The sequence below is a fragment of the Roseiconus nitratireducens genome (genome assembly GCF_008629675.1).
Classification (GTDB): Bacteria; Planctomycetota; Planctomycetia; order Pirellulales; family Pirellulaceae; genus Stieleria; species Stieleria nitratireducens.
On record NZ_VWOX01000010.1, the window covers coordinates 286,091 to 301,044 of the forward strand.

Below are 14,954 nucleotides of genomic sequence, written 5' to 3' on the forward strand. Positions count from 1 at the left end.
TGCGTGACCGGGCGACTCGCCTGGCACGCAGGCATGTCAAACGCCCGCGGGCCCTTCGATTCCTCGTTCCCCGGCTCCCGCCTGGGAACGCACTGAACAGGGCCCTTCGATTCCTCGTTCCCCGGCTCCCGCCTGGGAACGCACTGAACGCAGGCTCCGCCTGCATTTTTTCTGGCAACCAACGCCGTCTCCGTCTGCGCCCCCGCGCCCGCCAACCGTACCCGGCTCCCGTCACGATCGCGGCGGCTACCCCAGGACCTCATGACGTTCCGCTACGAATTGCTGCGCACGGATCCTTCCACCGGGGCGCGTCGCGGAACCTTCCACACGCCCCACGGGCCGGTGCAGACGCCGGGCTTCATGCCGGTCGGGACACAGGGCACTGTCAAAGGTCTGACCATCGATCAGGTCGCCGGGACTGGCGCCGAGATGATTCTTGGCAACACCTATCACCTGGCGCTCCGCCCCGGACCCGAAACGGTCCGAGCCCTGGGTGGGCTGCACGCGATGTTCGGCTGGGAAGGTCCGATCCTGACGGACAGTGGCGGATTTCAAATCTTCAGCCTGAAAGACATCAATAAAATCACCGAACACAGTGTCGTTTTTCGCAGTCATATCGACGGGGCGATCATCGATTTGACGCCGGAGCGTTCGATCGAGATCCAGGAGGCGTTGGGAAGCGACGTGGCGATGGTGCTGGACCACGTCGTCGCCTTGCCGGCGGAACCGGATGAGGTCCAGATGGCGATGGAGCGATCGATCCGTTGGGCGGAACGCTGTTTGAATGCCGCGGGTCGATCGGACCAGGCCCGCTTCGCGATCGTCCAGGGCGGATTGGATGTTCCACTGCGGGTGCAATGCGCCCGGGAGCTTTCCTCGATGGGGTTCGAGGGATATGCGGTTGGCGGATTGAGCGTTGGAGAAGCGCCCGCGGAAATGTACCGGATCACCGGGGCGACAACTCCGGAGTTGCCCACGGACAAACCGCGTTACCTGATGGGGGTCGGTCGTCCGGTCGACCTGCTGGAAAGCGTGATGCGGGGAATCGATCTCTTCGACTGCGTCATGCCGACCCGGAACGGTCGAAACGGGCTGGCGTTCACCGACCTGGGACCGATCAAAATCCGCAACGCCAAACACCGTCATGCGACCGAGCCCCTGGAACCGGAATGCCCGTGTCTGGCGTGTACCCGGCACACTCGGGGATACTTGAGGCACCTGTTCATCGCCGGGGAAATGTTGGGGCCGATTCTGATGTCGCTGCACAACCTGACGTACTACCAACGTTTGATGCAGGGGGCCCGCGAAGCGATCGAAGCCGGTACACTGGCGGAGTACGTTGCCGAAAAGAAACGGGGCTGGGGAATCTCGTGAAACAAATCATCGCCGTCGTCCGACCGCACCTGGCCGAGAAAGTGTTGCAGACGCTCAAACGGGCCCCCCTGGAGGCCCTGACCGTCAGCGAAGTGAAGGGATACGGGCGTCAGAAGAGTTACCTGGATGAGTACCAGGAAACGGAGTTCTCCGAGGCGTTCCTGCCGAAGGTGGAGATCACGATGTGGGTCGACGATTCGCGGTACGACGAAACGCTTCAAAAAGTGGTTTCGGTTGCCCGCAGCGGACGCATCGGAGACGGAAAGGTGTTCACACTGCCCGTCGAAGTCTTCCAGTAACAACCCGCTGGTTCCAAGGTTCCTGCCTTGGAACCTGATGTCTCTTTCTGGCTCTGCCTGTGGTTGGAGTCTGGGTGCTGGCGGAGCCAGCGAGACAGTGCGTTCCCAGGCAAGAGCCTGGGAACGAGATTGGGCATCGTCCAATTCACCCGCACTCCTGGTTCCAAGGCTCCCGCCTTGGAACCGGATGTCCTCCAGGCTCTGCCTGCGGTTGGAGTCTGGAGTCTGGAGTCTGGAGTCTGGAGTCTGGAGTCTGGAGTCTGGCGGAGCCAGCGAGACAGTGCGTTCCCAGGCAAGAGCCTGGGAACGAGATTGAGCGTCGCCGACTTCACCGGCTCTCCTGGTTCCAAGGCTCCCGCCTTGGAACCGGATGTCTCTTTCTGGCTCTGCCTGTGGTTGGAGTCTGGGTGCTGGCGGAGCCAGCGAGACAGTGCGTTCCCAGGCAAGAGCCTGGGAACGAGATTGGGCGTTGCCGACTTTACCCGCTCTCCTGGTTCCAAGGCTCCCGCCTTGGAACCGGATGTCCTCCAGGCTCTGCCTGTCGCTGGAGTCTGGGGGCTGGCGGAGCCAGCGAGACAGTGCGTTCCCAGGCAGGAGCCTGGGAACGAGATTGGGCGTCGCCGACTTCACCGGCTCTCCTGGTTCCAAGGCTCCCGCCTTGGAACCGGATGTCCTGCAGGCTTTGCCTGACACGGCGCGCAATTCGTTGCCGTCCAGTGCGACACCACAAGACGTTGGACCGCGACCGCTGAAAAACTCCAACGGTGATCAGGTGGGTTGACTCGGATCCCGTGCCAGCAGGGGATGGCCGAGTGTCGAAAGAACCGCCGACCCGCGTTCCCGCGAAGGCGGATGACAACGCCTGCAGCGGTCGCATCGATCAGAATCATTGGCGCTCACCGCGTCCGACCGAACTGCTGCGAGTGCGCGCAAGAAATTCATAATTTCGGACGCAAACCCCTGGGCGCCGGAAGGGTGATCGACGATAACTTCGGTGCGGGATGGAGCAGCCCGGTAGCTCGCGAGGCTCATAACCTCGAGGTCGTCGGTTCGAATCCGGCTCCCGCAACTTCTCTGTTCGGTTGGGAAACTGACCGCCAGGGGTAAACTCCGAAAGCCGGCGTCTCGCAGATCGCGAAACGCCGGCTTTTTTTCGTGGTTTCGCGGCGTTTTGCTGCTTTCTCTTGAGTCTCTGACCAGAGACGATTCCTACCGCGAACGCCCCGGATTAGCGGTGATCTCGAGTTCGATTTCGCCAAAACTCTCGGAGATCTCTGGGTGATGAGAGACGCTGGGTTATGAGGCTTGGGTAATTCGCTATCCGGCCCGCTCGGGATTCTTTTTGACGACCTGTTCCGGGCCGGTCGGACGACAGGGTTCAAGAAATCCCGAGTTTCGGGTGATGAGTCACTGCCGTATCGAATCGCATAGCTAAGAAAGGGAGAGCGCCGTTGTTGGGGTCTCGGTTTCTGGCTCGATTCGGAGGACTTGGCTATTCAGAATCTGGACTCAACGGCAGCGACGCGGATCGATCCCGCGACGGTTCGGTTTCGTAAGATCGCCGCCATCTTGGCTCGGGGCGTCGGGCGTGTGCGGAGTGCGGCGAAGGTGCCGGCCGACGAAGCAACTGTTTCTGGAAATCTCGCGGAGTCTTCACCCGATCCGCTTGAGATTGCTCGCGAACCATCGCTCTCTGTGGCTCGCGAAGTCTACGACCACGCGGGTCGGCCGACTGTCGCGGATTCGAAAAACGATGGAGACGCAAATTGAAGAACGAAGTTCGATATCAGCAGATCGCTGCGTTGCTGGCCAAGTCACTGCGACGCGATGCGGTTCGGCCAAACCGAGATGAAACCCGAGAAGTCGCAGAGACAGAGTTGGGTGAATCGACGCGTGCGAGAGAACCAGAGACTGTCGAGACGACCGGAGGTGAGCGATGAGTCCGAAGGTTGCCGCCGAAGTCGCTCGGCTGCCTGACATGACGGTGAACGAGCTGATTCATCGCTACGAGCAGGTTTACAACGAAGAAACGCGAAGCCGGAACAAGCAGTACTTGATCAGGCGGATCGCATGGAAACTGCAGGCCAACGAAGAAGGCGGCTTGTCCGAACAAACGATCGGCCAAGCCATTGGACTGGCCGCGGATGCTCAAACGCGAGTGACCGCGCCGCGAGAAAACCCGAACGTGCAGACCGCTCGGCAACAGCCAAACGCGTTTATCGATTGGGATCCTCGTTTGCCACCGCCCGGTCAAATGCTGGAGCGTCAGTACAAAGGTCAAATGATTCGAGTGGCGGTTTTACGGGAAGGCTTTGAATACGAAGGCCAGCGGTTTCGATCGCTGACGGCGGTGGCAAAAGCGGTGACCGGATCGCACTGCAATGGGTTTCTTTTCTTTCGGCTGGGGAGGCGTGAAGCATGATTGCACCAAACAAGACATCAACGCCAACGACTCGTTGTGCCATCTACACTCGCAAATCGACCGAGGAAGGACTCGATCAAGAGTTCAATTCGCTTGATGCCCAGCGAGCCGCGTCCGAATCATTCATCCAAAGCCAACGCGAAGAAGGCTGGGTGATCAACGCCGAACGATATGACGATGGCGGGTTCTCGGGAGGCAACATGGATCGGCCAGCGTTCAAACGGCTGATCGAAGACATCGAAGCCGGCAAGATCGACTGCGTTGTCGTTTACAAAGTGGACCGGCTCAGCCGTTCGCTGCTGGACTTCTCACGGGTCATGGAAACGTTCGACAAATACGGCGTGTCGTTTGTTTCGGTGACGCAGCAGTTCAATACGACTCATTCGATGGGCCGGCTGACGCTGAATATCCTGCTCTCATTCGCCCAATTCGAACGTGAGATCATCGGCGAACGCATCCGCGACAAGATTGCTGCCAATTGCCGGCGTGGTCAATGGACGGGCGGCTATCCGATTTTGGGTTACGACGTCGACCGGACCGAACGGACGCCGAAGCTGATCATTAATGCGCAAGAGGCGGCAAGGGTCCGGCAAATCTTCACGTTGTACCTCGAATTAAAATCGCTGACGGCGGTCTGCGACGAGCTGCACCGACTTGGCTGGAAGAACAAGTCTTGGATGACAAAGAAGGGAGACGTGAAGGGTGGTCGTGAGTTCGACGCTGGAAGTCTGCACGCATTGCTGCGGCACCCGCTGTACATCGGTCGGATCAAACACAAGAACGAGACCTACGCCGGTCGGCACGAAGCGATCGTCGACGCGGCCATCTTCGATCGTGTGCAAACGCAACTACGGGCGAACAACAATAATCGCGGCAACCGGTTGCCAAGCAAGAGCGGCGGTTTGCTCAAGGGGCTGTTGCGATGTCCACAGTGCAACATGGCGATGGTGCATAACGTCAATCGTCGCGGATCGCGAAGCTATCGCTACTACACCTGCTGTGGTGCACTTAAACGCGGCCGAAAAAGTTGCCAGCACCCGAACCTGCCAGCGGCTGAGATTGAAGCGGCGGTGGTCCAGCAGATCCATTGCATATCGCGAGACGATGGTCTGCGAGCGGAGATCGTTCGGCAATCGGAGGAGGCGGTCCGTCTGCAACGCAAAGAGTTCGACACGCAGCATCAGCAACTGACGCGACAACTGACCCGCGACCACGCCGAGGTTCAGCGATTGTCGACAAGCGAATCGATCAACTCGATCACGACTCTGCGATTGGCGGAGCTGCACGAGCGAGTCGAGAGGTCGGAGCGGCAGTTGAGAACTGTCAAAGCTCGATTGAATGAAATCGACGAAGGGCGACTTGATGCCAGCGAGATTGCAGCCGCTATGGGCAACTTCGATCGAGTTTGGACCGCATTGACGATTCGGGAGCAAGCCGAACTCTTGCAGTTGCTCATTGCAAGAGTCGAATTCGATCAAACGGATTGCACGATCGCGATCTCCTTTCACGCCAGCGGCATCAAGACACTTGAAGAACTGCAAACCGAACCGGAGGCTATCGATTGATCACTGTCAAAACGAAACTGAACGTTGAGATCAAAGCCCGCGGCCGAAAAAAGATTTCCGCGATCGCTGAGTTTGAATCCTGTGACCGCCGGCCAGTGCAAAAGAAGCTGCACCGGGTTACGAAGTTGATGGCCTTGGCGATCAAGTTTCAAGAAATGTTGCGGCGCGGTGAGGCTCATGACCTGACGGATTTGGCACGCATCGGCAACGTCAGCCAGCCGCGGATGAGCCAGATCATGGCATTGAACCTGTTGGCTCCCGACATCCAGCAAGCGTTGCTCGACCTGCCGCCACAGGGACCGGGCAAGCCGTTCCTGCACGAGAAACGCATCCGCCCGATCACTGCGATTCTGGACTGGCAGGAGCAGCGACGGGCTTGGGACGAGATATTGGCCCAGGAAGCTGAGTTGGCGGAAGCCGAGAACGCCGACTAGCACGTTGCCGGCCTGCCGCAATCTGAAAATCCGCTCTCGCTCATCCGTAGTCAAGCGATTTTCTGGGTTCCGCAGGAAAAATTTTTCGCACCGGTTTTTACGGCGTTTTTTGCTGGTTCGCGAAAAAAACTTCTCAGCTTGGACCAAACGTGTCACAGCCCCTCGGTTCAATACGACGGCAACAGTTGCGTTTGCTAGCAATCGGAATGGCTGGCTTCATTTTCTCCATTTCCAGGGAAGCGTATCCACCCAGCGCGAAAGTTTTGATCTCGAATGGCTACCTTCAACCCAAAGCATTTCTCCAACGCGGACGTCCTCCGAACCATCGACCCGGCAAGACTCCTTGACCTATTGAAACCTCACGAAGACTACCTGAACCGTCAGGGCTTGTCCTTGCCTTCGGCCCAGCAGGCAGCGGTCCTCGATATCGATCGACTGGCCGATCTGCTCGAAACCCCCGATGAGACTGCACCCCAGCAACTATTGAACGCAATCGGCTACATCGACGAAATGTCGACGACGCAGGCGATGGACAAACTACTGTCGGTCGCGATTGAAGCCGGCATGAAGTTCGATCACGCCAAACAGCACTCGCCAGCGGACGTTGCGGTTCAGGTGTGGCTGTTCGATCCGTCGATCGTCATCGACCAGCACGCATGGCATACATGGAGGTCGCCGCGAAGAATGGATTGTTTTCGTCCGGACGGCGACACGCTCAAAACGCGGAAAAAGCTGACGGTGGCGAGGATCAAACAGGGCGAGAAAGACCTGAGCGATTGGTTGCACACGAACAATCGCAGCTCGTTTTGCAATTTCTCGGTTCGAACACTCGTCGACCGGATTCAAGTATCGATTCAGCGTGGCGATCCGTTTACCCGAAAGCCGACGATTGAAAACGACGCGATCCAAAACATCCACTACCGACCGGCAGGCAAAGACACCGTTGTCCTTCGGCTGGCCGACCACATGCTGGAGTGCAATACCTCCATCCGAAGGGCTTTGCCGATCTACTGCCGTGTGTTCGGAACAATGTTCTTCGGCGATCCGGAATACTTTTCGGAATCCAAGATCGTTTCGCTCGCGTTCTTGGAGGAGTACGGTGAGGAAGCGGTTTCGTGGGGCGACGTCGATGAGATTGAGCAGATCTATTTCGTCGAATATCAAGTCGACCTCGGCGGTGATCAAAATGCGACGATGACCTATCGAGCCGACGACATCCTTGCTGATCTGGCAACCCGCGATAAGAAGTTGCACTTCGAAGGACGTTTGAAGGACGCGACGTTCAAGGTCAAGTTTCGTGGCACTCACCCACTTCGAACCGTGAAGGTCTACGATGGCAATGCAACTTGCTACACACGGGATGCGAATGCAACGTTTGCCGAACAATGGCTGAAGCTCCGTAATTTCATCATCGAATCGAATGCGAAAGTCGGAGTTGAAGTTGATGACAAGGCTTTGGCGAGCGCTTGAAGATAGTCCCACGCTCAGGGAGGTGATCGTGGGGTGGCGAAGACAGCTTGGAACGGAGTTCGATGTGCTTCGTCACTTCTTCATTGCGACCAGCAGTCTTCCGTCATCCTGCTATCTGTCGAGTAGAGATCGTTGGCGGTGGTTGGTCATCGATGATGGCCACCGCATTTTTGCTCGCGACCCAAAAACGTTTGAAGACCGCTGCGTACAACGCAGTGACGTGTTGCTTCATAGAGTCGACATGCGTGCCATCGCGCGGCAGATTTGTGAGGCGATGCAGGGGACCGATCGGTTCGAAACGCTCGGCGGCACTCAGCACCTGACTCGCGTCGGAAATTTGCCGGCAAGTCTGAACTCGCTTCCGATGTACTTTTGCACTCAGAGGTATGAGTCGGACGTTGTTCGCTCGGTTCATTTAGCGAGCAGCCATGCGGAGCAAGAGTTTGTGCTCCTAACACCGACGAACCGTCCGATGAGTCCCGAGGCGGCGCGTTGGCTCGGCCGTGCTGGCGGCGTGTCGATCGCGGCAGATGAGTTGGTGAAGGTCGAGGACGGGAGATTCCTCCGCCGCGAAGATGCAGTGACCAAGATTCAAAGACTACTGGGGATGGAAGTCTCCGAGTCTCCTGCATACCAATTCCAGCTTTGCGGTGAGAAGCATCGCTTGGCTTCATTTGCCGGCAACACATTTGTTCTGAACGAAACTCCCGGCACGTTTTATCTGGCCATCGTGCTTGCGTCGCCAAGACAACTTCATTCGGCGACTCGGTTGGAGTCGATGCGATCGGGGATTCACGAGGTAGCCAAGTCGGGTGCGGTCGGAACGCAGATCGACGAGCAGGCGAAACGCGACTACGGCCAACGGCTGCGTGATGTGATGACTGAGATCGAAGAAATCCAGTCGTCCGCCGGTGAAATTCGACTCGCCGAACTTCATGCCGAACGCGAAATGCTCGTTCAGACCTTGAAATCGGCGACCGGACTGGCCGGCGAACTTCGCGAAAGGGTTGACGCCGACCGGTCACGGCAATCGGTCTGTGCGGCGATTCGGCGAGCTTTCAAGTCAATTCGGGCGAACAACGCCGAATTGGCCGAATACCTCGAAACCACCGTCAACCTTGGATTCGACGTTCAGTATCTGCCGCCCACGGATCTCGACTGGCGTCTGTAATTTCTCGCGAATTCACGATGTGACGCGCCGCGTCACATTGTGACGCAACTTGTCACGCCACGTTTTCGGCTGAGAGGACGTGAGTGACTCGCCTCGCCGCCCGCCTGTGTTTCTTCGCGTTTCGGAACGCGACACAGCTTGATGCGGGTCGGCGATTTCGGCGGTCACACGTCGCCTCCGGCCGGAGGATTTGACCGTGGCTCCCACCTTTCAACATACCCACCCGGAAGTGTTCGACTACGCGATCGACATGACCCAGCGAGTCGCTTCGCTGGTGCAGTACCGTCCTGAGTTCAAGCACAAACTTCAAGACGACGATCTGCAGCAAGAGTTTTTGTTGTATGTCTTGGAACACATTGATCAGTACGATTCGAAGCGTGGCGATCATAAAGTGTTCGTCAACATGCTGATCCGCAACTGCATTGCCAAACTGATCCGCGAAAACAACCGGATGAAATCTCGACCGCCGGCGGGTATGGGGTTGGAGTCCACCGACGAGGTCATCGAAACCGTTGACGGAACGCATGAGGAAATGTTTCGCTCGCTGGGCATCGACGACAAAGACCGTCGGACGCTTGGTGAATCGAGTGACCCGTTTGAGCAAATGGACATGACCGAGGGCGTCGAGCACCTGATCCGCACGTTGCCTCGCGGTTACCGGAAGATCGCTCGCAAGCTAATGGCATGTTCGCGTGCCGAAGCAGGCCGTGAACTGGGCATTTCGCGTCGTCGGATGGCACAGGCGGTCGAAGTCATTCGCGAACATTTCGGTAAAGCGGACTGGCTCGCAAACTAATTTTCTTGAGTCACCGTCGCTTTAGATCGCATAGCTAAGAAAGGGGTGAGCGGTTGTTTCACTCACCCGGTTTCATCAGCGATCGGAGAGCGAATGACTGGAATGGACATTGAACGCCGCTTGGCAATTTCACTGGCGGTGGGGCGGTATCTGCGTTCGGCAGACCGTTTCAACGAAGCGTCGAAAGAGTTTACTGGAGCCTGCAAATCGCTCCGCAAGCACCTCGGACAGGCCCAACGGTTCGTCGTTCAAATTGATTTCAAGCATTACCTGGTAACGACCGATTGCGACGGAAATTTCGACATCGAACACGTGCCATCTATCTGAACAAACCATTTATCAACCTTCAAACTTAACCATTCAAACTTCCAATGACCAACTTACTCGAAACCATCCAATCCGGCCGGCAATCGAAGCCGCCTCGCGTCTTGCTTTACGGTGTCGAAGGGATCGGCAAATCGACCTTCGGCAGCCAAGCCCCCAAGCCGATCTTCATTCAAACCGAAGACGGTCTCGATGAACTCGAATGCGATCGCTTTCCCCTTGCGACCAAGTTCGACGAAGTCATCGCCGCTCTGAAAACGCTCGTCAATGAGGAGCACGATTACGAAACCGTCGTGATCGATTCGCTCGATTGGCTGGAGCGACTCGTCTGGGATAAGCTCTGTCAACAGTATGCCGTCGAATCGATCGAAAAGGTTGATGGCGGCTACGCTCGCGGTTACATGCACGCCCTCTCTCTGTGGCGTGAAGTACTCGATCTACTCAACGTGCTCCGCTCGCGTGGCATGGTGACGATTCTGATCGCGCATTCCAAGGTCGAACGCTTCGAGGATCCCGAATCGTCGCCCTACGATCGCTATTCACCGCGACTGCATAAACATGCCGCTTCGCTAGTCAAGGAATGGTGCGACGCGGTCTTCTTTGCGACCCGCAAGATGCGAACTCAAAGCGAGGACGCGGGCTTCAACCGCAAACGCACGGTTGCTCACGCAATCGGCAAAGACGGGGGCGAACGTGTCATGCGTGCTTATGGCTCGCCGAGCTGCGTCGCCAAGAACCGCTACGGCATCGCGGAGGAACTGCCGTTGTCGTGGTCCGCTTTTGTGGCCGCGATGTCCAACTGATCGATCCAACTACCGAACTTTCTATCCACAGACTCCAGACTAAGGACTACAGACTCCCCATGGCTAACCTTCAAGGCTTTGATGCCAACACTGTCGAACCGGCAGACGATCTCGAACCCATCCCCGCCGGCAAATACGTCGCCGTCATTGTGGACAGCGAAATGAAGCCGACGAAATCGGGGACGGGGAACTACCTGCAATTGACGTTTCAGATCGTGGAGGGTGAGTACGCGAACCGTCTCCTCTGGGTGCGGCTCAACCTCGACAACCCCAACGCGACGGCGGTCGAAATCGCTCGTCGTGAGTTGTCCGCGATCTGTCGGTCGGTCGGCGTCTTGGTGCCCACCGACTCGACGGACCTTCACAACCTGCCGTGCATGATCCATGTCCGTTTGAAACGCCGCAACGACACCGGCGAATTGCAAAACGAGATCAAGGGCTACAGCAAGCGGGACTCGGTCGCGAGTAAAACCCTCGAAACCACTTCGGCCTCAAGCACGGATGCGCCTTGGAAGCGATAGCCGCGGCCTCTTCTTGATCGCTTCCTCTCATCAGCCGGCCGGCACGGATTGTCGGTCGGCTGTTTTTGTTCAACCCCAGGCTGGCTCAACATCATGTTCAAACTCCAACTGCCATTCCCACCGTCAGTCAACACCTATTGGCGACACGTCGGCAACCGAGTCTTGGTCAGCAAGAAGGGCCGGCAGTATCAAGCCACCGTCAGCTCGTTGCTGGATCGTAAGAACACCAAAACGCTCGATGGCGAATTGATTGTTGATATTCGTTTAGTCCCGCCCGATCGTCGTCGCCGCGATGTCGACAATTCACTCAAAGCGTTGTTGGACGCGATGCAGTTCGGCGGAGCGTATCACGACGATGCCCAGATCGTTCGTTTGACGGTGGAGAAGCATCAACCCGATCCCGATGATCCGCGGGCCGAAGTAGTCGTCCAGCACGTCCCGGCACCCATCGGTGAAGCCGGATACAGGACTTGTTTGCGTTGCGATGAAGCGTTTGAAAGTGATGGGCCGGGAAACCGCATCTGCGTTTCGTGTCGGCAAATCAATTCGATGTTCGGTGACCTCGTCGAAAGCGAGCGAGGAAAGAAGCGACACAACGGCGAAATCATAACGGAGCGAGAGGAGGACTTGGTTTGAAACTCCGCGATTACCAACAGGCAGCCGTCGAAGCGGTCTACAACCACCTCCGCAGTCGCGACGACAATCCAGTCGCCGTGCTGCCGACCGGTGCCGGCAAATCGGTTGTGCTGGCGAAGATCGCGTCGGACGCAGTTCAGCAGTGGAACGGCCGCGTTCTGATCTTGGCCCACGTTAAAGAGCTGCTCGAACAGAACGCTGACAAGGTCCGGCGGCTGTGTCCCGATATCAAGGTTGGACTGTACTCGGCTGGGCTGAAGAAACGTGACACGAACACACCCGTGTTGGTCGCCGGCATCCAGAGCATTCACAAGCGAGCTTGCGATCTTGATCCGTTCGACTTGATCGTAGTTGATGAATGTTTTCCCGAAGGCACCCCAGTGTCGACGCCGCGAGGTGATATTCCCATCGAGCAGTTGCATGTGGGCCAGCCGGTGCATCATGCACTTGGCGTTGGCAAGATTGAAGCCATTTCGGCTCGTACCACCAAACATTTGATCGAGATTGAGGTCGAGGATGGAACAGCTATCCGTTGCACAGCAAACCACCCGATCTTCACCGAAGAAGGCTGGGTCAACGCCGCGTCCTTGGAGATGGGATCGTGTGTATTCCGCCGAGAAGATGTGCTTGCAATGCAGCGAGCCGTTTCGGCCGAGGGTCTATCTACATGCCGACGGGACTCCACGCCACTGCATGTCAGAAGGAGAGTGGAAGCGAAAGATGTATTGTTCCCCGACATGTGCGGGATTGGCGAAACGAAAACCAGTCGCCAAACAACCCAAACGCGTGCCTTGGCGAACGATTGCAGAACACGGGGCGATCAAACACTGCGAGTGTTGCGGGATAGTGATTCGCCCGTGGATCAAACGCGATGCAAAAGGGACGGTGATTACATGCATGGCCCGAACGGCATGGAGAAAGCAGCGTTTTTGCTCGATATCCTGTTCGAAGAAAGTTCAGAACCCAATGTTCGATGCTGCGACGAGAGACAAGGTCAGCAACGCATTGAAAGCAATTGGGCATCAGCCGATAGAGCGTGGTGGGAACGGTCAACTGACGATAGATCAGTCGATGCTGCAGCACGCTCTCGGTGCCGATTGGCTGCCGGAGTATCCGGTTCCGACAGGAGACGACAACCAGTCGGGGCTTCCCAACCACATCAAGATCGATTTGGCAAACCCGGAATTGAGATTGGCGATCGAGTTGGACGGCCGATCTCACGGCGGAAGAACGAACCGCCGGAGAGATCGGAGGAAAACTCGTTTCCTTCTCCGCTGCGGGTGGTCGGTATTGAGACTGTCAAATGCGAAAGCCCAGTCGCTGTGTACAACTTGCAAGTCAGCGGACACCCTTCGTACTACGCTCATGGAGTTCTTTCACATAACTGTCACTTGATCAGTCGCGCTGGCGACGGAATGTATCGCCAGTTCTTGGCTGATTGCAAAGTCATCAATCCGCACGTCCGCGTGATTGGATTGACCGCGACACCGTTTCGACTGGACAGTGGGATGATCTGTTCCCCGGATCATTTCCTGAACAGCGTCTGCTACGAGATCGGAATCAAGGAATTGATCCGAGACGGTTACCTGTGCCCGCTGGTGTCGAAAGCCGGCATCAACCGAGCGGACTTTTCGAGCGTTCACACCCGGGCCGGCGAGTTTGTCAGTGAAGAGGTCGAGCAACTGGCAGGCGACGACGCGCTCGTGTCGGCCGCATGTGCCGAGATCGTGGAACTGACGGCTGATCGTCGGGCCGTGTTGATCTTCGCAACGTCCGTGGCCCACGGGCGGCAAGTCGTCGAAACGTTACGAGATAATCACGGAATCGAGTGTGGCTTTGTCACCGGCCAGACGCCGGCGGAAGAACGCGATGCATTGTTGGCCCGTTTTCGGGGAGACCAACCGGCCCAGCGTTCTGCGGTCGGAACGCTATTTGACACCGGCAACGGAACGACCGGCCAAACTCCCCTTCGATTCCTCTGCAACGTCAACGTACTGACAACCGGATTCGACGCACCGCGCGTTGATTGCGTGGTCATGCTGCGTCCAACAATGTCACCGGGCTTGCTTTATCAATGCGTCGGTCGTGGATTTCGTTTGCACCCCGATAAACAGAACTGCCTGGTCCTCGACTTCGGCGGCAACATCGAACGGCACGGTCCGATCGACCAGATCAAACCGAAGGAAAAACAACTTCGCCCCGGCAGCGAACCGCCAGCGAAGGAATGCGAGAAGTGCCATGCCCTGGTCGCTTGCGGATATGCGAATTGTCCCGAGTGCGGTCATCCGTTCCCGCCGCCGGATCGCGAATCCCACGATGCCCAGGCGAGCGACGCCGGAGTGCTATCCGGAGAGGTCACAGACACAGAATACGAAGTTCGAGACGTAATCTTCCGCATTCACCGAAAACGTGATGCCGATGAAGACGCGCCGCGGTGTTTGCGAGTCGACTACATGATCGGGCTCGATCATTGGCAAAGCGAGTTTATCTGTATCGAACACTCCGGCTACGCCAGACGCAAAGCCGAAGCGTGGTGGCGTGAGCGTTGCCTTGATCCTTGTCCGACAACGGCGGAGGATGCTTTGGAACTCGCTGATGTCGGTCTATTAGCGACTCCAGAATCGATCACGGTCCGATCAATCTCCGGTCAGAAGTACGACCGGATCATCAAACAGTCACTTGGTGAAATTCCGAGTTTTGCAATGACAAACGACGAGGACGATCCAGTTCCCTTCTAGCGATTAATCCCAATGCAAAAAACATGTTTTAAGTGCAGACACACCAAACCGCTTAGCGAATTCTATCGGCACTCGAAGATGGCTGATGGGCATCTTAACAAGTGCAAATCCTGTGCGAAATGTGATGCACGCATCCACCGTGTTTCAAAGATTGATCAGGTCAACAAATACGATCGTGAGCGCGCACATTTGGACCACCGCAAAAACGATCATCGAGAAAGGCAGCGGCAATACCGCACGAAGTATCCCGAACGGCAGGCAGCATATAACGCGGTAGCGAGAGCGATTAAGTCCGGAAAACTATGCAAACCAAGTGAGTGCGAAGGATGCGGGAGCAAAGCGTCTGTGCAAGTACATCATGAAGATTATCTGCGAAAGCTCAATGTGATCTGGCTATGTCA

Annotated in this window: 15 protein-coding genes, 1 tRNA gene and 1 pseudogene; all 17 read left to right on the plus strand. The window is 57.0% G+C overall.

Annotated elements, in window-relative coordinates:
- Positions 1-261 precede the first annotated feature (261 nt).
- The 17 genes and pseudogenes from tgt (at position 262) to FYK55_RS29770 (ending at position 14,553) form a co-directional block, all read left to right on the plus strand.
- Positions 262-1,374 (plus strand): tRNA guanosine(34) transglycosylase Tgt, encoded by a 1,113-nt coding sequence (gene tgt, locus FYK55_RS18190; RefSeq protein ID WP_150077871.1) that lies wholly within the window; start codon positions 262-264, stop codon positions 1,372-1,374.
- Positions 1,371-1,673, plus strand: a complete 303-nt coding sequence (locus FYK55_RS18195) for a P-II family nitrogen regulator (RefSeq protein WP_150077872.1) — start codon at positions 1,371-1,373, stop codon at positions 1,671-1,673. The genes tgt and FYK55_RS18195 overlap by 4 nt, the downstream gene beginning before the upstream one ends.
- Positions 1,674-2,668: 995 nt before the next feature.
- Positions 2,669-2,742: transfer RNA gene (locus FYK55_RS18200), tRNA-Met, on the plus strand.
- Between the two features lie 697 nt (positions 2,743-3,439).
- Entirely contained in the window at positions 3,440-3,613 is a 174-nt protein-coding gene (locus FYK55_RS29180) for a hypothetical protein (protein WP_161604610.1), read from the plus strand.
- A complete protein-coding gene (locus FYK55_RS18205) occupies positions 3,610-4,095 on the plus strand; it encodes a DUF2924 domain-containing protein (RefSeq protein WP_150077873.1) in 486 nt (161 codons plus the stop codon). Before FYK55_RS29180 ends, FYK55_RS18205 begins: the two co-directional genes overlap by 4 nt.
- Complete coding sequence (locus tag FYK55_RS18210; RefSeq protein WP_150077874.1) at positions 4,092-5,660, plus strand: recombinase family protein; 1,569 nt, start codon at positions 4,092-4,094, stop codon at positions 5,658-5,660. Before FYK55_RS18205 ends, FYK55_RS18210 begins: the two co-directional genes overlap by 4 nt.
- Positions 5,657-6,094, plus strand: coding sequence for a hypothetical protein (locus FYK55_RS18215; RefSeq protein WP_235908788.1), 438 nt, complete (start codon positions 5,657-5,659; stop codon positions 6,092-6,094). The genes FYK55_RS18210 and FYK55_RS18215 overlap by 4 nt, the downstream gene beginning before the upstream one ends.
- A 273-nt stretch (positions 6,095-6,367) precedes the next feature.
- Entirely contained in the window at positions 6,368-7,564 is a 1,197-nt protein-coding gene (locus FYK55_RS18220; RefSeq protein WP_150077875.1) for a hypothetical protein, read from the plus strand.
- The gene (locus FYK55_RS18225; protein ID WP_161604611.1) at positions 7,539-8,735 is read left to right on the plus strand and encodes a hypothetical protein; all 1,197 of its coding nucleotides are present in this window, start codon (positions 7,539-7,541) and stop codon (positions 8,733-8,735) included. The genes FYK55_RS18220 and FYK55_RS18225 overlap by 26 nt, the downstream gene beginning before the upstream one ends.
- A 196-nt stretch (positions 8,736-8,931) precedes the next feature.
- Positions 8,932-9,531: an ECF-type sigma factor gene (locus FYK55_RS18230; RefSeq protein WP_150077877.1), complete on the plus strand. Its 600-nt coding sequence runs from the start codon at positions 8,932-8,934 to the stop codon at positions 9,529-9,531.
- 102 nt (positions 9,532-9,633) lie between these two features.
- Positions 9,634-9,858, plus strand: a complete 225-nt coding sequence (locus FYK55_RS18235) for a hypothetical protein (RefSeq protein ID WP_161604612.1) — start codon at positions 9,634-9,636, stop codon at positions 9,856-9,858.
- Between the two features lie 44 nt (positions 9,859-9,902).
- Positions 9,903-10,658, plus strand: a complete 756-nt coding sequence (locus FYK55_RS18240) for an ATP-binding protein (protein ID WP_150077879.1) — start codon at positions 9,903-9,905, stop codon at positions 10,656-10,658.
- A 59-nt stretch (positions 10,659-10,717) separates the two neighbouring features.
- A complete protein-coding gene (locus FYK55_RS18245; protein ID WP_150077880.1) occupies positions 10,718-11,179 on the plus strand; it encodes a DUF669 domain-containing protein in 462 nt (153 codons plus the stop codon).
- 93 nt (positions 11,180-11,272) lie between these two features.
- Positions 11,273-11,815: a RusA family crossover junction endodeoxyribonuclease gene (locus tag FYK55_RS18250; RefSeq protein ID WP_150077881.1), complete on the plus strand. Its 543-nt coding sequence runs from the start codon at positions 11,273-11,275 to the stop codon at positions 11,813-11,815.
- Positions 11,812-12,165, plus strand: a pseudogene (locus FYK55_RS30130) (DEAD/DEAH box helicase); the annotation flags it as partial. The gene FYK55_RS18250 and the pseudogene FYK55_RS30130, both read left to right, overlap by 4 nt.
- Before the next feature lie 721 nt (positions 12,166-12,886).
- On the plus strand, positions 12,887-13,210 hold the full coding sequence (locus FYK55_RS30135; RefSeq protein ID WP_390621736.1) for a DUF559 domain-containing protein: 324 nt from the start codon (positions 12,887-12,889) through the stop codon (positions 13,208-13,210).
- Positions 13,138-14,553 carry a DEAD/DEAH box helicase gene (locus tag FYK55_RS29770; protein ID WP_235908789.1) on the plus strand — a complete coding sequence of 472 codons (1,416 nt, stop codon included), beginning with the start codon at positions 13,138-13,140 and terminating at the stop codon, positions 14,551-14,553. The genes FYK55_RS30135 and FYK55_RS29770 overlap by 73 nt, the downstream gene beginning before the upstream one ends.
- Positions 14,554-14,954 lie beyond the last annotated feature (401 nt).